This window comes from Nonlabens sp. Ci31 (assembly GCF_012974865.1).
Lineage (GTDB): Bacteria > Bacteroidota > Bacteroidia > Flavobacteriales > Flavobacteriaceae > Nonlabens.
In genome coordinates this window covers 3,080,556-3,102,636 of record NZ_CP043633.1, presented here as the reverse complement: position 1 = coordinate 3,102,636, position 22,081 = coordinate 3,080,556, and the positions used below count along the sequence as shown (strand labels likewise).

General features: G+C 36.8%; 17 protein-coding genes. 4 read left to right on the top strand and 13 right to left on the bottom strand.

Annotation, left to right across the window (positions count from 1 at the left end; all coding sequences use genetic code 11):
* Nucleotides 1-23: 23 nt before the first annotated feature.
* Both F0365_RS13655 and aceB read right to left on the bottom strand, forming a co-directional pair.
* Nucleotides 24-1,655 carry an isocitrate lyase gene (locus tag F0365_RS13655; protein WP_169934207.1) on the bottom strand — a complete coding sequence of 544 codons (1,632 nt, stop codon included), beginning with the start codon at nucleotides 1,653-1,655 and terminating at the stop codon, nucleotides 24-26.
* Between the two features lie 74 nt (nucleotides 1,656-1,729).
* Nucleotides 1,730-3,328: a malate synthase A gene (aceB, locus tag F0365_RS13650; RefSeq protein ID WP_169934206.1), complete on the bottom strand. Its 1,599-nt coding sequence runs from the start codon at nucleotides 3,326-3,328 to the stop codon at nucleotides 1,730-1,732.
* Nucleotides 3,329-3,447: 119 nt separating this feature from the next.
* On the opposite strand from aceB, the gene F0365_RS13645 reads away from it, so the two are divergent.
* Complete coding sequence (locus F0365_RS13645) at nucleotides 3,448-4,926, top strand: helix-turn-helix domain-containing protein (protein ID WP_169934205.1); 1,479 nt, start codon at nucleotides 3,448-3,450, stop codon at nucleotides 4,924-4,926.
* 226 nt (nucleotides 4,927-5,152) lie between these two features.
* Here F0365_RS13645 and F0365_RS13640 read toward each other — a convergent pair whose 3' ends face one another.
* Nucleotides 5,153-6,256 carry a T9SS type A sorting domain-containing protein gene (locus F0365_RS13640; protein WP_169934204.1) on the bottom strand — a complete coding sequence of 368 codons (1,104 nt, stop codon included), beginning with the start codon at nucleotides 6,254-6,256 and terminating at the stop codon, nucleotides 5,153-5,155.
* A 287-nt stretch (nucleotides 6,257-6,543) separates the two neighbouring features.
* Nucleotides 6,544-8,286: a sodium:solute symporter family protein gene (locus F0365_RS13635; protein ID WP_169934203.1), complete on the bottom strand. Its 1,743-nt coding sequence runs from the start codon at nucleotides 8,284-8,286 to the stop codon at nucleotides 6,544-6,546.
* A 116-nt stretch (nucleotides 8,287-8,402) separates the two neighbouring features.
* Between F0365_RS13635 and pfkA the strand changes: the two genes are divergently transcribed.
* From pfkA to F0365_RS13620, 3 genes are all read left to right on the top strand, one after another.
* Nucleotides 8,403-9,389 (top strand): 6-phosphofructokinase, encoded by a 987-nt coding sequence (pfkA, locus tag F0365_RS13630; RefSeq protein WP_169934202.1) that lies wholly within the window; start codon nucleotides 8,403-8,405, stop codon nucleotides 9,387-9,389.
* Nucleotides 9,390-9,502: 113 nt separating this feature from the next.
* The gene (gene gap / locus F0365_RS13625; RefSeq protein WP_169934201.1) at nucleotides 9,503-10,507 is read left to right on the top strand and encodes a type I glyceraldehyde-3-phosphate dehydrogenase; all 1,005 of its coding nucleotides are present in this window, start codon (nucleotides 9,503-9,505) and stop codon (nucleotides 10,505-10,507) included.
* 69 nt (nucleotides 10,508-10,576) lie between these two features.
* Nucleotides 10,577-11,440 (top strand): BadF/BadG/BcrA/BcrD ATPase family protein, encoded by an 864-nt coding sequence (locus F0365_RS13620; RefSeq protein WP_169934200.1) that lies wholly within the window; start codon nucleotides 10,577-10,579, stop codon nucleotides 11,438-11,440.
* Nucleotides 11,441-11,517: 77 nt separating this feature from the next.
* On the opposite strand, the gene F0365_RS13615 is transcribed toward F0365_RS13620, so the two are convergent.
* The 9 genes from F0365_RS13615 to F0365_RS13575 all read right to left on the bottom strand — a co-directional run bounded on the left by F0365_RS13615 (nucleotide 11,518) and on the right by F0365_RS13575 (nucleotide 21,923).
* A complete protein-coding gene (locus F0365_RS13615) occupies nucleotides 11,518-12,033 on the bottom strand; it encodes a CIA30 family protein (protein ID WP_169934199.1) in 516 nt (171 codons plus the stop codon).
* A gap of 127 nt (nucleotides 12,034-12,160) precedes the next feature.
* The gene (locus tag F0365_RS13610) at nucleotides 12,161-12,862 is read right to left on the bottom strand and encodes a hypothetical protein (RefSeq protein WP_169934198.1); all 702 of its coding nucleotides are present in this window, start codon (nucleotides 12,860-12,862) and stop codon (nucleotides 12,161-12,163) included.
* A 79-nt stretch (nucleotides 12,863-12,941) separates the two neighbouring features.
* Nucleotides 12,942-15,095 (bottom strand): DUF349 domain-containing protein, encoded by a 2,154-nt coding sequence (locus F0365_RS13605; RefSeq protein ID WP_169934197.1) that lies wholly within the window; start codon nucleotides 15,093-15,095, stop codon nucleotides 12,942-12,944.
* A gap of 64 nt (nucleotides 15,096-15,159) precedes the next feature.
* The gene (locus tag F0365_RS13600) at nucleotides 15,160-15,951 is read right to left on the bottom strand and encodes a shikimate dehydrogenase family protein (protein WP_169934196.1); all 792 of its coding nucleotides are present in this window, start codon (nucleotides 15,949-15,951) and stop codon (nucleotides 15,160-15,162) included.
* Nucleotides 15,926-16,945, bottom strand: coding sequence for a DUF368 domain-containing protein (locus tag F0365_RS13595; RefSeq protein ID WP_169934195.1), 1,020 nt, complete (start codon nucleotides 16,943-16,945; stop codon nucleotides 15,926-15,928). Before F0365_RS13595 ends, F0365_RS13600 begins: the two co-directional genes overlap by 26 nt.
* Nucleotides 16,946-17,905 (bottom strand): DUF368 domain-containing protein, encoded by a 960-nt coding sequence (locus F0365_RS13590; RefSeq protein WP_169934194.1) that lies wholly within the window; start codon nucleotides 17,903-17,905, stop codon nucleotides 16,946-16,948. It abuts the gene before it with no gap.
* A 69-nt stretch (nucleotides 17,906-17,974) separates the two neighbouring features.
* Entirely contained in the window at nucleotides 17,975-19,246 is a 1,272-nt protein-coding gene (locus tag F0365_RS13585) for an adenylosuccinate synthase (RefSeq protein ID WP_169934193.1), read from the bottom strand.
* Between the two features lie 5 nt (nucleotides 19,247-19,251).
* Nucleotides 19,252-19,713 (bottom strand): Fur family transcriptional regulator, encoded by a 462-nt coding sequence (locus F0365_RS13580; RefSeq protein WP_169934192.1) that lies wholly within the window; start codon nucleotides 19,711-19,713, stop codon nucleotides 19,252-19,254.
* Between the two features lie 8 nt (nucleotides 19,714-19,721).
* The gene (locus tag F0365_RS13575) at nucleotides 19,722-21,923 is read right to left on the bottom strand and encodes a RelA/SpoT family protein (RefSeq protein WP_169934191.1); all 2,202 of its coding nucleotides are present in this window, start codon (nucleotides 21,921-21,923) and stop codon (nucleotides 19,722-19,724) included.
* Nucleotides 21,924-22,081 lie beyond the last annotated feature (158 nt).

Genomic DNA, 22,081 nt, shown 5'->3' with positions numbered 1-22,081 from the left:
ACAATTCAATTATGACATAGAATTTAAGCCACCACACTTAATTTTTTTGGAACACTTTTATGTGAAGTAGGCGTCTCAAATTGCTTTGAGGTGTTGTTTTCACCACTAGCTTTTAGAGCTTTTTCTCCTGCAAAGAAACTCTTGTGATCGTCTCCTAAATCAGAACCTGCCATACGTTGGTGCTTGACACAAGAAACGCCTTTACGTATTTCTTGTCTTTGAACTCCTTTTACATAAGCGAGCATGCCCTCTTCTGAAAAGTAGCCTTTAGTTAGGTCGTTCATATGAAGAGCCGTAGTATGATAGGTAGGCAAAGTAATTAAGTGATGAAAAACCCCAGCTTCTCTTGCGGCATCTGCTTGGAAGGTTTTAATTTTCTGATCAGCACGATAGCATAATTCAGAATCATCGTATGGTGCATCCATTAAATTATTTCTATCGTAAGCGGTCATATTTTCACCTTCAGAAAGCATTTCTTCATACGCTTGATTACGGAAGTTTAATGTCCAGTTAAAAGATGGGGAGTTGTTGTATACCAATTTAGCATGAGGCACCTCCTTTTTGATTCTGTTGACCATATGAGCAATTTGTTTCACATTTGGTGTAGGTGTTTCTATCCATAATAAATCGGCTCCATTTTGTAGACTTGTCACACCATCCAATACCACTCTGTCGATATTGGAACCGTTTTTAAATTTGTACAATCCGTTTGCTAATCTTACAGGTCGCACTAATTTACCATCTCTTTTAAGAAGAACATCATCATCTTTAGCTTGGCCAATTCCTATTTCTTCTACTTCTAAAAAGGCTAAATACTGAGAAGCAATATCTCCAGGTTCTTTGCTTACAGGTAATTTTTGAGTAAGACCAGCTCCTTCAGAATCTGTTCGTGCGACAATAATACCGTCTTCAACACCAAGCTCTAAAAAAGCATACCTGATCGCATTTAATTTAGCAATAAAGTCTTCATGTGGTACCGTAACTTTTCCATCTTGATGTCCACATTGTTTTGCATCAGAAACTTGATTTTCAATTTGTATCGCACAAGCGCCAGCTTCAATCATTTTTTTGGTCAACAAATAAGTGGCTTCTTCATTACCAAAACCGGCGTCAATGTCTGCAATAATAGGAACGATATGGGTTTCAAAGTTGTCAATCTGATCTTGTACGTCTTCACCGCTTTCTAATCTTTTAAACAAATCGTTTAACTCGATAGCATCTGCCTGACGTAAGAAATCATAAATTTCTTTGATCAAAGCCGGCACAGCTGTTTTTTCATGCATGGACTGATCTGGTAGCGGTCCAAATTCTGACCTCAATGCAGCTACCATCCAACCAGAAAGGTACAGGTACTTTTTACTGGTGGTTTGGTGATGTTTTTTTACCGCTATCATTTTTTGTTGCGCAATAAAACCATGCCAGCAACCCAGCGATTGGGTGTATTGAGTAAAATCAGCATCATAAGCTGCCATATCTTTTCTCATAATGCCTGCTGTGTAGGTGGCGATATCCAATCCTGTTTTAAAACGATTTTGAATCACTAATCGAGCGGCACTTTCAGGACGAATGGTATTCCAAGAGGCTCCGTACTTTTCTTTAAGGTTTCTGACTGTTTGTAATGCAGAACTGTAATTGGTCTGTGGTAAATTTTTCATAATTTTGTACTAGGTTATTTATTATTAATAATTAGATCCTGTTGATTGTTGCCGCAATCGCAGGATTGTTTTTTTTATAGGTATCGATAGGCTGGAAGAGTTAAGAACTCTTCAAATTTTTCTGAAATAACGAGTTTGTCAAAAAGTTCTATAGCCAGTTTGAATTTGGTATTCTTAATGTTTTCTTCCCCAAATTCGGTAATAACCTTTTCAACTTCATCATCAAATAGTTCCATATACAATTCCATGTGGAATGTTCTTCCGTCTTCTAGAGTGACTTGGTTTTTCAACCACTGCCATAGCTGAGATCTTGAAATTTCGGCAGTAGCAGCATCTTCCATCAAATTATAAAGTGCTACAGCACCATAACCTCTCAGCCAGGCTTCCATATACAGGATACCGACATTGATGTTTTTTCTGATTCCTGCTTCTGTTACAGTACCTTTAGGTACCTCCACTAGATCTTCTTCGGTTATATGCAGGTCGTCACGTGTGATATGTAATTGGTTAGGAGTAGGCATGTGTTGGTTAAACTCTTTAAGCGCTACTTCCACTAAAGCAGGATGTGCTACCCAAGTTCCATCATGACCGTTTTTCACTTCACGCTCTTTGTCTTTGCGCACTTTTTCAATAGCTACCGCATTAGCTTTTGGATTGTTTCTAATAGGAATTTGAGCTGCCATACCGCCTATGGCTAAGATTCCTCGCTTATGACATCGCTGTATAACGAGTTTTGAGTATGCATCCATAAACGGTGTCGTCATGGTCACTTGATCACGATTAGGTACCACAAAATCAAGATGGTTTCTAAATTTTTTGATGTAAGAGAAAATATAATCCCAACGACCACAATTCAAACCAACAATATGATCCTTCAATTCATAAATGATCTCGTCCAATTGAAAACTTGCTGTAATGGTTTCTACAAGTACAGTTGCTTTAAAAGTTCCTTTTGGAACACCTAAATACTCTTGTGCAAAAGTAAAAACAGCATTCCACCAACGCGCTTCTAAATAGTGTTCTAATTTTGGAAGATAAAAATAGGGTGCCGTGTTGTTAGCCATTAGGATTCTTGTATTGTGAAATACATAAAGGCCAAAATCCACTAGGCTCCCAGAAGTCTCTTCATCGTTAATAAGAATATGTTTTTCGTTTAAATGCAATCCTCTAGGCCTTACCAAAAGAACAGCAGTTGCCTTATTTAATTGGTAAGATTTACCTCGTTTTGGATCTTCTAATGAGATGGTTCCTTTATTGGCATCTATCAAGTTTTGTTGGCCTTGAATACTGTTTTTCCAAGTAGGCGCGTTGCTGTCTTCTAGGTCGGCCATAAAGGTCTTGGCTCCAGAATTTAAGGCGTTGATGACCATTTTCCTATCTACAGGACCGGTGATCTCTACACGCCTGTCTTGTAAATCGTGAGGAATATCACCAGCGGTCCAGGCTGATTCTCTAATAGCTTTTGTTTCCTTTGGGAATTCAGGAAATAAACCTTTGTCAAACTTCTTTTGTTGTTCCAACCGGCTTTGTAGTAATTCCAATCGCTGGGTATTGAATTTTTCATGAAGTACGGTTAAAAATTGTAGGGCTTCGTCTGATAGGATTTTTGGGTAGTAATTATCTACGTCTTTGGAATACGTGAGTTTCCTTAAATTTAATGTGCTGGTTTCCATGAGGTGTTTATTTTATAATACAATAGTAAAACAAAGATTTAATAAAAACAAGCGAACGTTCGCTAAAAGATATAATTCGCAAAATATAAAAGTTCGCAAAATATCTTATATTTGTTCTTATGGAAGAAGATTATATTAAATTGATATTTGGCTTAAAGCTCAAGCAGATACGGACGGACAAGAATTTATCCTTGTTTGGTTTATCTAAACTTTCTGGTTTATCAAAGTCTTATTTAAACGAAATTGAAAACGGAAAAAAATATCCAAAACCTGATAAGATTGCAATGCTCTCTGAAAAATTAGATGTGCCTTATGATCAAATGGTATCCTTAAAGTTAGATAAGAACTTAGCTCCTATAGGAGAGATACTACAGTCTAAAATACTTAAAGAAATACCCTTAGAGCTTTTCGGTATTAAAGAGAGTAATTTGATAGACATTGTAGCAAATGCACCTGCTAAAGTCAATGCCTTTATTACTACCATTATTAAAATCGCCCAACATTATAATTTCAGTAGAGAGAGTTTTTACCTTGCTTCGGTGCGTTCTTTCCAAGAAGCAAATAAGAATTATTTTGAAGATTTAGAACTAAGTGTTATAAAATTTGCTAGAGCCTATCACATAGATTTAGAGGGACAAATTACTTCTAAAGATCTGGAAGAGATATTAATTGAAGAATTTGGATACCGTATAAAAGGCAATGAATTAAGTAAATATAAAGCATTGGGCAATTTGAGGTCTGTATTTGTTCCCAAAACCAAAACCCTACTACTTACCAATGAAATAGACGAAGCTCAACGTACTTTTATTTACGCAAAAGAACTGGCCTATAATTTTCTAGAGATTCAGGAACGTTTGTACACGTTCCCTTGGATAAAATTTGACTCTTTTGACCAAGTTTTAAATAATTTCTATGCTTCTTATTTTGCTGGAGCTTTGATTATTCCCAGTGATAAAATAAAAGCCAAGCTTCAGGATATTTTTGAAAAAGAGACTTTCGATAGATCCTTATTTTTAGATGCTATACAAGCATTTAATGCCTCTCCAGAATCCTTTTATCAGCGGTTGACTAATATTTTACCCAAAGCCTATAATATTCAAAATTTATTTTTCTTGAGATTTACACACAAGGCAGGAAGCCATCAATTTTATCTTAAAAAAGAATTGCATTTGTCGCATCAACATTCGCCACATGCTAATGAAACTAATGAGCATTATTGCAGGCGGTGGGTATCTTTAAAGTTACTGAAAGAGATGTGTAACAGTGAAAAGAATCATGAATTTGACTTACAGATATCTAACTATGAAAATGATGGTCCCAAGTATTTGGTAATGTCCTCTGTAACTAAAGATCCTTTTAAAGAAAATCATTTTAGGAGTATCAGCATCGGGTTGCTTATCAATAAGCAATTGGAAAGAAAACTGCATTTTTTAACAGACCCTAAAATAAAAAACCATCATGTAGGAGTGACTTGCGAGCGTTGTTCTATTCAAGATTGTGAGGTGAGACAAGTGCCAGCAACTATCTTAGATAAAGTGGCTAGAAATAAAAACATAGAAAAAATTGTCGAAGAATTAAATGCTAAGTTCATGGCTTAAAGGTGTTTTATAATTGTATGTATGAACCCTAAAGGAGAAATTTTAAGTGTTTTTAGTGTGAATACTGTTCCGCTTTCGCGAAAGCGGAACAATTCAAAGTATCCTAAAATGTTATCATAGAGAATACATCAGGTTTATTTGCAGCATAGAAACAGATCTACCTTATTAGTAGGACCTTTATTTTATAGGAACTAGACCACCCTGCTAAGGAGTTGATTTAAACCTCTTATTGTTGTTTTATGATCTTTATAATTTGACCTTCTATGTACAAATAATACATGCCTGCTGGAAATGGTGAAATTGTGATTTGTTTGTTTCCACCTTGTAGATGTCCTTCCAAAACTTTTTGACCTAGAGTAGAAATAAGCTGGTAATCAACATCCTTAGCGATATCTAAATGCAGTACGTTTGTTGTTGGATTAGGATAAACCACACTTGTCAATTCTTGAGGATCCAATCCTAATAAGGTGCATTGAAAATCTTGATCTACTTTTGATGCCGCTGGTGGATTTACTAAGAGTGTATTGGTCAATAAAGGGCAATAACAGTCATTCCCTTCTAAGTATAGTTTAAGCCATGAAAGCGCTATCCTGCCCACAGAACCACTTCCACCATTAGGCGAGTTGGCAACAGAGTGATTTCCGTTTGCCACTTCAAAGAGCAATTTATCGGTTGTATTTGGGGTGGTATTGTAATGGATATCGGCATGTTGCGAAGGTGGTGCTACCGTATCGTTTTCCCCGCTAAAAATTAATACAGGGCTCTGATGATTGAGTTGAGGACTATTTAAATACGGGCACAATGCGACTACAGCAGCGATGTTGTTGTCTAGAACGGCAGCTCTCTGGGCACCGCCGCCACCCATAGACCATCCACTAACAGCCAACTGATTTAAGTTAAGAGCTCCTTCTAGAGGAGATGAAACTCTTATATTTTCTTGTTTGATAGTCTCCAAAGCGTCTAACAGCGCAAAAGCGCGCGCTTCAGGAAGGTCAAAAAGAGAATTCGTTCCTATAATAATAGTTACAATACCGTGAGAAGCATAAAACGGGCCCCAATCTGCAACACTTGAAGGAAGTGCAGTAAAACCTGGTACGATTGCAATACTTGCTAAAAGCTGTGTGGGTGTCACGTTTGTAGGATAGTAAATAGTCGCTCCTAAATAATTAGGACCATTACGGATCCCGTCTGCCTCTGTAAGCGTACTCACAGAAAAAGGTCCAGTACTGGTGAGACTTCCTACGGTTATACCAGTACATTGCGCAAAAACAATGCTGGTAAATAAGGATGAAATAATCGATAGCAGGAGAGCAAAGTATATTTTTTTCATATTTAGGTGGTAACACTTGATAAAAAATTAAGGAACATCCAGTTCCAACTATTATTTGATGTGATAAAAAATGAATTTACACTATTTTTTTTAAACTGGGTAAAAAGCCTCTTTGGTATCATTAGTTAATTGGTGTCTTTACCTCACCTAATTTAGTAGTTTGAAAAGGAATAGTAAATTCACGAAGTGATCCTAGTATTGTTTCGCTTTCTTTTATATTTTCAAAAAAGGAGGTGGTTCTCCTGTTCTTCATCGAGCGTTGCCAGCCTACGCAGTTAATGCGTATGCTAAAACAGTTTCTTTCTCATCGCTAAAATCCCTGAAGCACAAGCTATAAAAATACCGAGCAAAACAAAACCTATTCCCATCTGACCATAGAGTAATTTACCAGTAGCAAATAACAGACTGTAAACACCCATCACTCCTAAAAGAAAACCTAGTGTCTTGAATTGGAAATGGTGAAACTTTGATTCTTCACCAAAAATAGCAGCGTGAAAACTATCGATGGTTTTTTGATTGCTTTTCTCCGTAAGGAAAGTCACTGTTAACCAAGCTATACTGGTAATCAAAACATTGATACATATCATTTCCCATCCTTTTAGTTTGCCAAATAACTCGTTTGTTAAGCCTAACTCCGTACTGGAATTAATAAAAAATAAGACGGCCATACTGAACGAAACTGCCATTGCAGTAATTTCTGACCACGGATTGATGCGGTACCAAAACCACCTAAGAATAAATAACAATCCAGATCCCGCACCTATTTGTATGATCAGGTCAAAGGCAAATTTAGCTTCCTCCAGTACAAAGGAAAGCAGAGCGGCAAGAGCCATCATAAGGACCATTGAAAGGCGCCCAGTAGTGACTTTTTGTTTTTCACTGGCGTCTTTATTTATAAAACGTGCATAAAAATCATTCACGACATAACTAGAGCCCCAATTTAAATGAGTTGAAATAGTGCTCATAAATGCCGCTACTAGAGATGTTACCACCAGTCCTAATAATCCAGCGGGTAAGAAGGTTAGCATCGCAGGATAACTCAAATCGTCTTTGATAAAGCTTGGGTCGAGATCAGGAAATGCCACTGCTAGAGATTCCAAATTAGGGTAAATAATAAGAGAAGCTAGTCCTATAATGATCCACGGCCAAGGGCGCAATGCATAATGAGCAAGATTAAAAAACAGTACTGCCCATGTGGCATTTTTTTCATCCTTAGCCGCCAGCATCCGTTGGGCAATATAACCCCCACCACCAGGCTCAGCTCCAGGATACCAAGTGCTCCACCACTGCACAGCAATAGGAACAATGAATATTCCCATCATCAAATCTGTATTGGAGAAGTCTGGCAACAAATTTAATTTACCTTGTACGTTAGGATGTGTAATCAGATTTGCCATACCGTTGATTTGTGGAAGATCAAGAATGTACCAAGTTGCCCAGATAGACCCCACCATAGCGATAATGAATTGGACAAAATCAGTGATAAGGACACCTTTTAGTCCGCCGAGTAGGGAATAGGCTAGTGTGACGATCGAAGCATAAGTAAGCGCAGTTGCAGCACTAAAACCAAACATGACATGACCTATTTTAATAGCAGCAAGGCAAACGGTTGCCATAATAACAATGTTAAAGACTACTCCTAAATAAATAGCTCTGAAGCCACGTAAAAATGCAGCGCTTTTACCGCTGTATCGCATCTCGTAAAATTCAAGATCTGTGGTAATGCCGCTACGACGCCATAAACGAGCATAAAAAAATACCGTTAGCATTCCGGTAAGTAAAAACGCCCACCAGACCCAATTCCCAGAAACACCGTCTACTCTCACGAGTCCAGCAACTAGGTTAGGAGTGTCTGCCGCAAAAGTAGTAGCCACCATAGAGACACCGAGCAGCCACCAAGGCATATTTCTTCCAGAAAGATAAAAGGAAGAACTGTCTTTGGAGCTCCTTTTTGAGACGATAAGTCCTATAGCTAGAGATATCAAAAAGAAGACGATAATGATGCAAATGTCTATGAATTCTAATTTCATGTATAAAAGTTATTAACGATAACGTTTGAATTTTCTTAAAACGCTAAATATAGAATAATTCACTACTTTCACTCGCAAAACTTTAATAGATTAGCGTAGATTTTATCAAAAATTCAATGAACAATAAGATTAATAAAATAGGGGTGATGACTTCTGGAGGTGATTCTCCTGGTATGAACGCTGCCATCAGGTCGGTGGTCCGTACCTGTGCTTTTCACAAAACTGAGTGCGTTGGGATCTATAGAGGTTACCAAGGTTTAATAGAAGGTGACTTTAAAGAAATGGACGCTCGTAGTGTAAATAATATTATTAATAAAGGTGGTACTATTCTTAAAAGTGCTCGCTCTAAAGATTTTAGGACTAAAGAAGGTCGTGAAACCGCTTTCGCGAAAGCAAAACAAAAAGGACTTGATGCGATAGTAGTAATAGGTGGAGACGGTAGTTTTACCGGTGCCATGATATTTTCTGAAGAATTTGGTTTTCCGATGATGGGGATACCTGGAACTATAGATAATGATATTTACGGAACGTCTTATACATTAGGTTATGACACCGCATTAAATACAGTGGTAGAAGCAATTGACAAAATAAGGGATACAGCAAGTTCCCATGACCGGTTGTTTTTTGTGGAAGTAATGGGACGAGACGTAGGTAATATTGCATTAAATGCTGGAGTAGGAGCAGGAGCAGAAGAAATCTTAATTCCTGAAGAGAATTTAGGAAAGGAACGATTGATTGAAAGTTTGAAAAGATCGAGACTTTCTGGAAAATCATCGAGTATAGTTGTCGTGGCTGAAGGAGATAAAACAGGCGATAATGTTTTTGAACTTAAGGATTACGTAGAAGCTAATTTACCAGAATACGACGTACGTGTGTCTGTCTTAGGTCATATGCAACGCGGTGGATCACCATCCTGTTTTGATCGAGTACTTGCCAGTCGTATGGGGGTAAAAGCAGTAGAAAGTCTGCTAGAAGGAAAAACAAATTATATGGTAGGAATAAGAGATACTCAAATGGTACTTTGCCCTATTGATCAAGCAGTAAAGGGCAAAACAGATATCGATAAAGAATTGATACGAGTGAGTGATATCATGACTACTTAAAATAAAAATCAACAGAACCCACTGTATAAAATAGGGAAAGCAAATAAATTCATTGGGGAGCTGTGCTGCCTACCGAATTTTTTAAAAGAATTTAAAACTTAAATAATTTAAAGATGAGTAAAAAATTGAGATTAGGAATAAACGGATTCGGTCGTATAGGTCGAATAGTTTTTAGAGCTACATTAAAAAGAGAAAATGTAGAAGTTGTTGCTATCAATGACTTGGTAGATGTAGAACAATTAGCTTATTTACTAGAGTATGACTCCGTTCACGGACGTTATGGCGGTACGATCGAGATCAAAGATGGTAACTTAATCATTGATGGTGTGGAAGTACGTGTGACTAGTGAGCGCGATCCAAAAAACCTAAAATGGAACGAAGTGGACGTGGACGTAGTTGCAGATTGTACAGGAATCTTTACAGATCTTGACAATGCACAAGCCCATATCGATGCTGGTGCTAAAAAGGTAGTAATATCTGCTCCATCTAAAACGGTGCCTATGTTTGTAATGGGTGTTAACGATTCAGAATTAACCGCAGCTCATACGATTGTTTCCAATGCGTCTTGTACGACTAACTGTCTTGCGCCTATGGCAAAGGTTCTTAATGACAATTTTGGGATCAAAGAAGCATTAATGACCACGGTACATGCTGCTACCGCTACTCAACAAACAGTGGATGCTCCAAGTAAGAAAAACTACCGTTTAGGGCGTAGTGCAATGAACAATATCATCCCTGCGACTACGGGAGCTGCTGTGGCAGTAACTAAGGTAATACCTGCATTGAAAGGTAAATTGACAGGAATGGCTTTCCGTGTTCCTACAGTAGATGTATCTGTTGTAGATTTAACGGTAAAATTAGAAAAGGAGACCAACCTTGAAGAGATCAATGCTGCTTTTAAGAAAGCGTCTAGAGGTGCTATGAAAGGTGTGGTAGGATATACTGATGAAGCGGTTGTTTCTCAGGACTTCGTAGGTGATGATCGCACAAGTATCTATGATGCTGGTGCTGCCATTGAATTGAATTCTACTTTCTTTAAATTAGTAAGCTGGTATGATAATGAGTTTGGTTACTCTAGCAAGCTAGTGGACCTTGCAGAAAAGGTAAACTCTTTATAAATTTCAAAAAAGAGCTGTGATCTTTTAAATCACAGCTCTTTTTTTATTTATTAAACTCAATGTAACCTTATGATACTTATTGTAGATAGTGGTTCTACCAAGTCTGATTGGATAGCGCTAGATAAAAATGGCAATCAATTATTTAAAACACGTACTCGTGGAATGAATCCTGCTATTCTTTCTGGTGACCAATTGCTGGAGCGCCTTGTAGAAAGTGAAGAACTAGTAGCACAGAAAGACCAAGTAGACCAAGTGTACTTCTATGGAGCAGGTTGTGGTACAGAAGATCCAAGGATAGCTTTAGAAAATTTACTAAAAACATATTTTTCTAACAGTGAGGTAGTTGTTAAAGAAGACACCGCTGCTGCGGTATATGCCGCGGTGGGAGATCATCCAGGTGTGGTTTGTATATTAGGTACAGGATCTAATTGTTGTTTCTCTGATGGAGAAAATATTGAGCAACGTGTGGTTTCTCTAGGCTATACTCTTATGGACGAAGCGAGCGGTAACTGGTATGGAAAGAATCTACTAAGAGATTATGGTTTTAAAAACATGCCTAACGACTTAATGACCAAGTTTGCAGACTCCTACAATATGGATCCTGATTTTATTAAGTTTAACCTTTATAAGCAACCTAATCCCAATGCATATTTAGCAAAGCACGCAGAATTTATATTTCAAAACTTAGAAGAGCGGTATATTAAGAAGCTCTTGAGAAAAGGCTTGCGTAAATTCTCCCGTAATATGATTTTACAATTTAGAGAAGAGATCAAGTCTCATGAAGTTCATTTCGTGGGCAGTATTGCTCATTTTGCCCAGGCAAGAATTAAACAAGTTGCTGCTGAGTTTGGTTATGAGGTAGGTAATATAGTGCGCAGACCTATAGATGGTCTGGTTGATTATCATATCAAAAAGATAAAATCAATCCAATAGCAATTTATAAACTAAAAAGATAAAAGCCGTTTCAACCAAATGAAACGGCTTTTTATATGATCAAACTTTAACAACTTTTAAAGGAATCTAATCCTTGCTATTTCTAATAAAAACGGTCCTTTAATCTCTTCGGCTACATGAAAATTATATCTGAGTACTTGAGTCAAAACAGATGTATCTAATTCCTTATCTAGTATTTTTCTTAATTTTACATGTTTGAATTCAGCAATAGGAAGTTGTACAGTTGTCCAATGATGAGCTAACGTATGAATCATATAGCCTAATTTTTCATTTTGCCATCCTTCATTATACTCCATTTCAAACGCGTAAGGACGTCCATCTGTTTTTAATGTTATTTCTATAAGAGAGTACAGGCTTAAATCTTGATCTATTTTATTAGATCTCATACAGCTCCATGCAGAGTTGTTGATATTTCTTATGGTACCGGTATAGGTAATGCGGTCGTGATGATATTCCAATTCACTGGTAGATTTTCCACCAGTTGCCTTGTCATCAAAGGTGAGCCAGCGGTAACGATATTGATGTATACCGAAATTTATTTCCGTAGGTATTAATTTAGTTGCTTTTTTCATTTTTAAGGATGATGGTAAAATAAAAAGTAAATCACAACTAAGGTTAACAAAGGAAATCAGTTTACACAAGCATAAGGAACATAATTAGTTAACAGTGGTTTTTAAAGGAATGAACTAAAGTTAAAATTTAAGCCTTTTGTTTAAAAAATTCGATCGCTTTTGTAGTCTTATTCATAAAAAAGTAGGTGGAAAAACTTTTATCCTTTTGACGGTATTCCATCAAAAAATTCAAGTCTTTTATTTTCCTAAAATCAATATTATTAATTCTCCATTGAGGGTAGCCTCCTATGTGTAAGACGTAATCATTTTTTTTAAGTAATCCTTTTGTTTCCTTGTATAGTGTCCATGGATGCTTTTTATTTATGGAAACAATCAATTTATGTATAGATGGAAATCTATGTATGATTTCCTCCCATATAGGTAGACTCTTACACAAATTATTTTTTTGTTTTTCTATTATTTTTTTTACCTCTACATACTGTTCGTCGATATTATTTACTATTAAACGATATTTTTTGTTGTCGTTAAAGTGTAGTTCATTATCGATAAAGAGTGTGAGTAGTTGGTCATTAAGAATAAAACTACCTTTAAACGACATTGGGTTTCCCTTTTTATTTACAGGAATTTCTTTGACATAGTGGGGTATAAAAATGTTATATTCTTCCCTTTTTTCAGTATAGACTATTGCGTTTAGTTCCTGTGGTTTTAATTGCTTATAAACGACATCTATATGTTTTTGAGTTATTGTGGCATGCTCAGATTTGCTCTGCATTAGCATCTCATAGTATTTTATGGGTTTTCCTAAAAGCTTTTGTAGGTATGTAAACATGTATAGTAGGTATTTGTTTCTAAAGCTAAAAAAAGCGCTGATGTAAATCAGCGCTTTTTTAATATAAATTCAGAAAATATTATTCTGTAGACTCAGAAGTCTCTTCTTCATTAGAAGCTTCGTTTTCTGCAGTGGCTTCCTCTTCTTCTTTTATCATTTGTCGTTGAAGGATATTTAATTGCTTCTGCTTTTCTTTGATCACGTCTAGTTCCTTAGATAACTCCGCAATATTCTTTCTTTGTTGTACTAAAAATGGGTTCTTATCATCTTTAGCATTGATAAATTGAAGATTGTTTTCCAGTTGTCTCATTTCATCTTGAATCTCATTACGTCTTTTCTTTAAATAGAAACGTTCGTTTTTGAAATCTTGATCATCGCCATTCTTTAAACTTGCTAATTTGTTTTGATATTTTAACATTTCAGCATCTACAGCACTTAATCCTGCGGCTTTCAACTTTGCATGAAGCAATTTTTCAAATTTATCTTGGATCATACGTTTGCTATAAGGAACACGCCCTATAGTTGCCCAAGATACCATGTGTTTTTCTACTTCAGTTAGCATTATTGCTTTATCATCCTGAGGAATCATTTCTTTTAAAGCATCGTAGACTTTCATCTTAGCTTCAAAATTCTCTACTTCTTCCTTACTATCTTCATTTTTCTGTGCAGTTTTCTTTTCAAAGAATGCATTACAAGCCTTTTGAAAACGTTTCCAGATCTTATCACTGTCTTTTCTAGGTACATGACCTATTTGTTTCCATTCTGCCTGTATGCGTTTCATGACCTGTAATCCTTCAGCAAAATTCTCGTTGTCTTGATGCTCTTCAGCAATTGCAATCAACTTCATTTTTGCATCCAGATTATCTTGTTGTTCTTTCTTAAGACCTTTATAGAAATCGTTTTTGACCTTATTGAATTCTCTAGTTCTAGCTCTAAACTGGTTCCACAATTCATTATTAACAACTTTAGGTGCAGGACCGGTAGAAGTAAACAACTCTCTTAAGACATTTATTTCTTCCAATCTGTCTTGCCATTCTTTGTGGTTTTTTGCACCTTTAGTAGTTATTTTTGCAATTTCTGCAACAATATTTTCCTTTACCAGCTGGTGGTGCACACTCATTTTATCACGTTCATCGTAATAAGCTTGGCGCTTATCATGAATGACTTTTGTGGCTGCACTAAATTCGTCCCAAATAGGATCGCGCTCTTCTTTTGCTACAGGTCCAGAATCTTCCTTCCACATGCGGTGAAGTTCCTGTAATTCTCTCAGTGCTTTATGTATGTTTTCTTCATCACCTAATTCAATCGCACGAGCGATGATTTTCTTTCTAAATTCTAGGTTGCGTTCAAAATCTTTATCTCTCAGCTCTTTACTGAGATCTATATAATCATAAAAATTTTGGGTTGCTAGGCGGTAATCTTCCCAAGTGATGTTGTAAGCATCGTGAGGTATGTTACCGGTTGCTTTCCATTCTTCTTGAAGGGAATGAAACTTCTTAAATGTTGTCCCTATATTTTCCTCTTGATTGATCAGTTGTTTGATCCCTTCTATTATCTCTCGACGCTTTTCAAGATTTACTTCTTGTTGTTTGCGTTTATCTCTTTGAAATTGTCCTTTTTGTTTTCTATATAAGGAGTGTAAATCATAGAATTCTGTTGCATGTGAGTTTTTATATTCAAATTGAGGAGTAGGAGCATCATCACTAGGTGGATTTTCCTCTTTGAATTTATCTTGAGCCTCTTTTTTTGCGTCAGTATCTGCGCTTTCAAAGGCTTTTTTGATGTCCTCAGCTTGTGATCTAAAACTATTGATAGGATATTCCTGCATTAAATGTCTTAACTCTACAATAAGAGCTGGCATTTCCATGGAATCATAATCTTTTTCTGTGATTTCCTTTACACTATCGTCTTCTGGCTCGTTATCGTCTTCATCTTCGTCTACTTCTACAATCGTGTCAGCAGCTTTCTCTACCGTTTTCTTTTCTTCTAGGATGGCATCTTCATGAGTGGTAGAAGCATCTTCTAGTCTTTCTAATACTTTATTAGAACCTACTTTTACCGGTTCTGTACTCGCATCATCACTGTCATTAGTCTCTTGACCTTCAGCAGCTTGTTGACGCGAGCTAGCTTCTTCTACCATAGCATTTTCTAAAGCATCTTGTGCTTCTTGTTTCCTTTGATCCATTTCTGGTGTGTTTCCATCTGCGTCTTGCAGGTTGTCATTCTTTTCCATTATCTATGTTTTAATAGAATCGCAAGATAATTAGTTTCTTCATCAACCACAATTCTCTAGCAGTTTACTTATTCCAAAGTTCCCAAGCCTTTTCTGCCTGATGCACTAACATTTGATAACCATTGATAACTTTTGCGCCTTTTTGCTGTCCTAACTTCATAAACATAGTCAATGAAGGGTTGTATACCAGATCATAAAGAATGTGAGAAGAATTGAGATACTCATAAGGAATGTCTGGTCGCAAGGACACCTCTGGAGTGACACCTAAAGGAGTGGTGTTGATAATAAGGCTTACCATTTCCATCACTTCTTTAGTAATCGATTTATAATCTATACTATACTCATCTTTCGGATTTCTGCTCACAAATAGGTAAGGGATTTGAAGAGTTTCTAATGTGTAAGCCACGGCTTTTGATGCGCCACCAGTTCCTAAAATAAGGGCATTTTTCTGAATAGGTAAGAAGGGTTTTAGACTTTTTCCAAACCCGTAGCAATCGGTATTGTGACCTGTCCAAACATTATCTTCAATAACAATGGTATTTATAGCGCCTATAATTTTAGCCTCTTCACTCCATTCATCAACCACTTGCAACAGGTCCTGTTTATAAGGAATGGTCACATTAAGCCCCCTAATGATCTCACTTTTACCATTTGTAGTGCGAGAATCTTTGTGGTAGGTGACGCTTTCGCGAAAGCGGGACAGTAAAAACTCCCTACTCATTTCAAAGTTTCTATACTCATGATCAGAAAGTTTGAGTTTCTCAAATTTCTCAGAAAAATAAGCACGAGAAAAACTATAATCCAAACGTTTTCCTACCAAGCCAAAAACACTAGATGGGATTTTTATTTTTTCCATAACGGTCTAATAAATAAACACTTAAAAGTCCTAAAATGATCATCAAAAAGGCAATCCAAGTGTGGGTGTCATTAATTTCAGGCCAGTAACGGCTGTAATTTTCTAAAATTTTCTTTCCAGAGGCATCAATAGCAATTTTTCCAGCATCAGTCAACTGATATACTTCTTTTTTCCATGGCCACACCACACCAAGAGAACCGGTTATAAATCCTATAATCATCCCATTTGTTTCATTGCGGTAATGTTTAATAGTCCAGCCTAAAAGGTGAGAGAGACTGATAAGACCTACAATAGAACCTAGGACAAATGAAGCAAGAATGGCGAGCATATCCATGCGAGCAGGATCAAACCACCAAGAAAAATCGCCTTGTAAAATGGCAACCATGGTATCAAAAAAAGCATTGATACTGTCTACCAATAGCAATACGTAATTACCTAGTAATATCAAGATAAAACTACCACTTAACCCAGGTAATGTCATCCCAGAAATACTGACCATCCCACAAAAGAAAACAAAAATCAAATTGGTATTTTGTCTTGCAGGATCGAGTAGGGAAGTACCTACTCCTATAAGAATACCAGTGATTAAGAGCAGTACATTCCGACGAGTCCATTCTCCATAATTTATAGATATGTAGTAAATGGAGCCTAATATCATTCCAAAAAAGGTGGCCCAAACTAAAATAGGGTAGTACTGTATCAGTAAATCAAATCCTTTGCTTACGGTAAAATAGCTGAGTGCTTCACCTAAAATAAGTAAGGATAAAAACCGCCCGTTGATATAATCAAAAAAAATACCGAACCTGCCTGTGAGGAGCAACTTTAATGCCTTCAGGTTGAGTTTTTGTAAGGAGTAAATGAACTCTTCGTAGAATCCACCTACATAAGCTACGACACCACCACTGATTCCGGGAACCTTATTTGCGGTCCCCATAGCTATTCCTTTAAGAACAAGGAAAAGTTTATCGTTGAAGTTTCTCGTAGATTGTCGCAATTATGCTGTTTTTTTATTTGCCCATTTTTCCAAAGCAAGGATCAATACAAATCCAATAAGGGTTAGAAAAATTACGTATAATATCTGTGGGTCACCGTCAAAAGAAATAGGAGAGATACTTTTCTCTAAAAAAGGAACCTCTTCTCCATGACTGTCTATTCGATACTTGAGAACCTCTTTCCACGGCCATAATTTGTTTAAGGAACCAATCATAAAACCGGTAAGCAATGCTAAAGTTAGGTTTTTTTGATGTTCAAAAAGCCAGGTAAGCAGTCTTGAAAACACTTTAAGACCAAGAACACAACCTATAGCAAATAGGAATAGATTTATAAAGTAATCAAATGCCTGACTCCATTCTCCATCTAGAACAGCTTCTAACAATCCAGAAATAGAACCAAGCACTGTTTTATAACTTCCTAATAGTAATAATAAAAAAGCTCCTGAAACTCCTGGTAAAATCATAGCGATAATAGCGATAAAACCAGAGAAGATAATGTACCACCAGCTATCTGGCGACCCTAAAGGCTCTGCAATAGTGACGTAATAAGAAAGAACGGTACCTACTATAATAGCGGTAATTACACCTGTGTTCCAAGAAGAAATTTGTTTTGCTATATAGAGCACACTAGCGAGCACCAATCCAAAAAAGAACGACCAGAGCAAAACTGAATGATGTTGCAATAAATAGGTCAGTAATTTAGAAAGACTAAGTATACTAATCGCAATTCCTGTAAGAAGTGCGAGCAGGAAACCAAGATTGAATTTAGCAATGGTATTTTTAAACCCGATTTTAAATAGGTCTTTGAATAATTGAAAGTCAATGCCGTCGATGGTTTTGATCAATTCTTCATAAATCCCAGTAATAAAAGCAATGGTACCTCCAGAAACTCCAGGAACAACATCTGCGGCTCCCATAAGAAGCCCTTTTGTAGCGATAGTTAGGTATCTTTTTACTGACATAATAGTTTTTAAAATGAAATCCCAAGTGTTAGCTTGGGATTTGAAATAGGGTTGTACACCATAGTAATTTTATCTGTGAATAGTCTGTGTTCTGTCTGGACCCACACTTATCACCTTAATAGGTATTTCTAATTCTTTTTCTAGAAAGTCTATATAAGCATTCAATTCTTTGGGAAATTGAGAAGTTTCTCTCATTTTAGTAAGGTCTTCTTTCCAACATTTAAACACCGTATACACAGGTGTTACGTTTTCAGGCTCAATATTATAAGGCAAGTGAGTGATTTCTTTTCCTTTATAGGTATACGCCGTACAAATTTTTAATTCGTCAAAACCAGAAAGCACATCACCTTTCATCATCATGAGTTGGGTTACTCCGTTGACTTGACAGGTGTATTTAAGTGCGACAAGGTCTAACCAACCACATCTACGAGGTCTACCTGTAACAGCACCAAATTCATGACCTACTTTAGCCATTTTAGCACCTACCTCATCAAAAAGTTCTGTCGGGAAAGGACCACTTCCTACACGAGTTGTGTAGGCTTTGAAGATTCCATAAACTTCTCCTATCTGACCAGGAGCAACTCCTAGACCAGTACACGCACCAGCTGCTGTTGTATTGGAAGAAGTTACAAAAGGATAAGTTCCAAAATCAATATCTAGTAAAGACCCTTGGGCACCTTCGGCAAGAATAGTTTTCCCGTTTTTTTGTGCTTGTTGTAAGTATTCTTCAGAATCAATAAAGGTAAGTTCCTTTAAAATTTCTACAGCTTTAAAGAATTCATCCTCCATTTCTTGAAGGTTGTACTGTATATCAACATTATGAAAGGCAATCAATTCTTCATGCTTATTAGCAAGAGCTCTGTATTTTTCTTTCCAAGAGTTTAATTCTAGATCACCTAATCGGATACCATTACGGCCCGTTTTATCCATATACGTCGGACCTATTCCTTTAAGAGTAGAGCCTATTTTTGCTTTTCCTTTGGAAGCCTCAGAAGCAGCATCAAGCAAACGGTGAGTGGGTAATATGACATGTGCTTTTCTAGAAAGAATCAATTTGCTCTTAAAATCGATATCAAATTGTTTTAAACCTTCCAGCTCTTGTATAAAAACTACTGGATCTATAACGACACCGTTACCAATAACGTTCATTGATTTCTCATGAAAAATTCCAGAAGGAATCGTTCTTAAAACATGTTTTATACCATCAAATTCTAATGTGTGACCTGCATTAGGTCCACCTTGAAATCTAGCGATGATGTCGTATTTAGAGGTTAATACATCTACGATCTTACCTTTTCCCTCGTCGCCCCATTGAAGGCCGAGCAATAAATCTACTGCCATTGTTACTATTTTTCAGTTGTGTTTTTAACGCCGTAAAAGTATAAAGAATGATTGGTAATTGTCACATCAAATACCTCTTCAATCGTTTTTTTTATCGACTCTATTCTCGGATCACAAAATTCGATCACTTCATGATTATCGGTAAGTATTAAATGATCGTGCTGTCGATCAAAATAAGACTTCTCGTAATGTGATTGATTTTGACCAAATTGATGTCTTCTCACCAGTTTACATTCCAGTAATAATTCTATCGTATTGTAAAGCGTAGCGCGACTTACACGGTAGTTTTGCTCCTTCATTTTTATGTAAAGTGACTCCACATCAAAGTGTTCTTCACTGGCATAAATCTCGTCTAGAATAGCATAACGCTCTGGTGTTTTACGATGCTTGTTATCACTCAAAAACTGGGTGAATACCTTCTTTACTGTTTCTTGTTCTTTTTCAAGAGTGTTGATAATTTTACTCATATTTTTTTTTAAAATCTGGTTACCTTATCGATACCATTTATTTTATTTAGGTTTTGAATCAGTGAAGTCAGCAAGTTTTTGTTAGGTACCACTACGGTAATTTCTCCTGTAAAAATCCCGTGATTGCTATTAAAGGAAATATTCCTTATGTTCACATGCATGTTTTCTGAAATAAGTCCAGTAATCTCTTGTACCAAGCCCATTCTGTCAATTCCAGTCAACTTCAATTCTGCTTTGTATTCTCTTTGAGTAGAATCTATCCATGTGGCACTTATAATTCTATAAGCAAATTTACTTTGAAGACTTATCGCATTGGGGCAGTTACTTTTATGAACCTTAATACCTTCGCTTACGGTGGTGAAACCAAAAACCGAATCACCAGGAATAGGGTTACAACACTTAGAAAGTGTATAATCTAGGCTGGTACCTTCCTTGCCGAATACTAGCGCGTCATAATTTTCAGTGACTTCTTCTTTGTGTAAATCAGGATTCTCTTTAGGCTTGCGCATTTTACTCTTGATAAAAGAGTACAGTGCATTACTGCGGCTGTTAGCGTACTCCTTGATCGCTTTGTTATCTATCGTTCCATTTCCTACTCTAAAGAAAAGATCATGACTGGTTTTTAATTTAAAAAAGTTCACCATTTGATTCACGCTAGTCTCATCTAGAGGGATTTTTTGAGACTTTAACTTTCTTAATAAAATTTCTTTACCGTCTACGGCTACAATTTTTTGATCTTCTTTTAAGGCACTTTTTATTTTGGCACGTGCCCTTGCCGTGGTAGCATAATCCAACCAGTTTTTAGTAGGTTTTTGATTGTCAGAGGTGATAATATCTACTTGATCCCCACTTTTTAATTCATGAGATAGCGGCACTAGTTTTCCATTAACTCTTGCACCGCGGGTATGCAAGCCTACTTCTGTATGAATGGAGAAGGCAAAATCCAGAGGTGTAGACCCTTTAGGCAAGGATTTTAATTCTCCAGCAGGGGTAAATACAAAAATCTCTTTACTGTAAAGGTTGAGTTTAAATTGCTCTACAAAGTCTACGGCATTACCATCCTGATTTTCCAGTGCTTCTTGCAACCTATTCAACCATTCTTCTAGTCCGTCTTCTTTACTTCCTTGTTTGTATTTATAGTGAGCTGCATAACCTTTTTCGGCTATTTCATGCATGCGTTCTGATCGTATTTGTACTTCTACCCATCTTCCATCAGGACCCATTACGGTAATGTGCAAAGCTTCATAGCCAGTGGATTTAGGGGAACTTATCCAGTCTCTAAGTCGTACTGGGTTAGGTGTAAAGTGGTCTGTAACCACAGAGTATATTTTCCAAGCCAGAAACTTTTCATTAGCGCGATCACTTCTAAAAATGATGCGCACGGCAAACTTGTCGTAGACTTCATCAAAAGTCACCCCTTGTTTGAGCATCTTGCGACGTATGGAAAAAACAGATTTAGGCCTGCCAGAAATACGGTATTCCAGTCCTTCACTTTTTAAACTCTCATCGATGACACTACTAAAGTTCTTTATATATTCTTTCTGCTCCTCCTTACTTTCAACAATAGATTTCTGGATATCGTCAAAAACTTCTGGTTCTGTATACTTTAAACCTAAATCTTCCAGCTCTGTCTTGATGTTATAAAGACCTAATCTATGGGCAATAGGAGCATAGATATAAAGCGTTTCACTGGCTATTTTTACCTGTTTATAGTCCGGCATGCTATCCATAGTCTGCATGTTGTGCAAACGGTCGGCTATTTTGATAATGATCACGCGTATGTCATCATTAAGCGTCAATAACATTTTGCGGAAATTCTCTGCCTGTTGCGAGATATCAGCATCCTTTTTAAGGTGGGCAATTTTTGTTAGGCCATCGACGATGCGTGCGATAGTTTCCCCAAAGAGTTGCTCAATATCTGAAAGGGTGTACTGTGTATCTTCTACAACGTCGTGTAACAATGCTGCAGCTATGGCTGTTGCGTCTAGACCTATTTGCTTAGCAACTATTTTTGCTACGGCTATAGGATGGAAAATATAGGCTTCACCAGACTTTCGGCGCTGTGGAGCGTGGGCCTCTACTGCGATGTCAAAAGCTTTTCTAATCAGCTTTTTATCTTCATCGTTAAGCATTTGATAACTTATTTTAAGAAGGTCTTTATAACCTCTAGCTATCTGTTTATTTTCTTCTTTAATCTCGACATCAGTCATATATAGTAAAGTTAAGCTACTTTAGGCATATGAGCAATTATTTTATGTTTTCTAAACAGGTATTTTTCGCACGCTTTCGCGAAAGAGGAACAGCAACTACCATCAACGCAAACCTTCTAGGATAACTCGCATACAAAATTGAAAATTTATAGAACTAC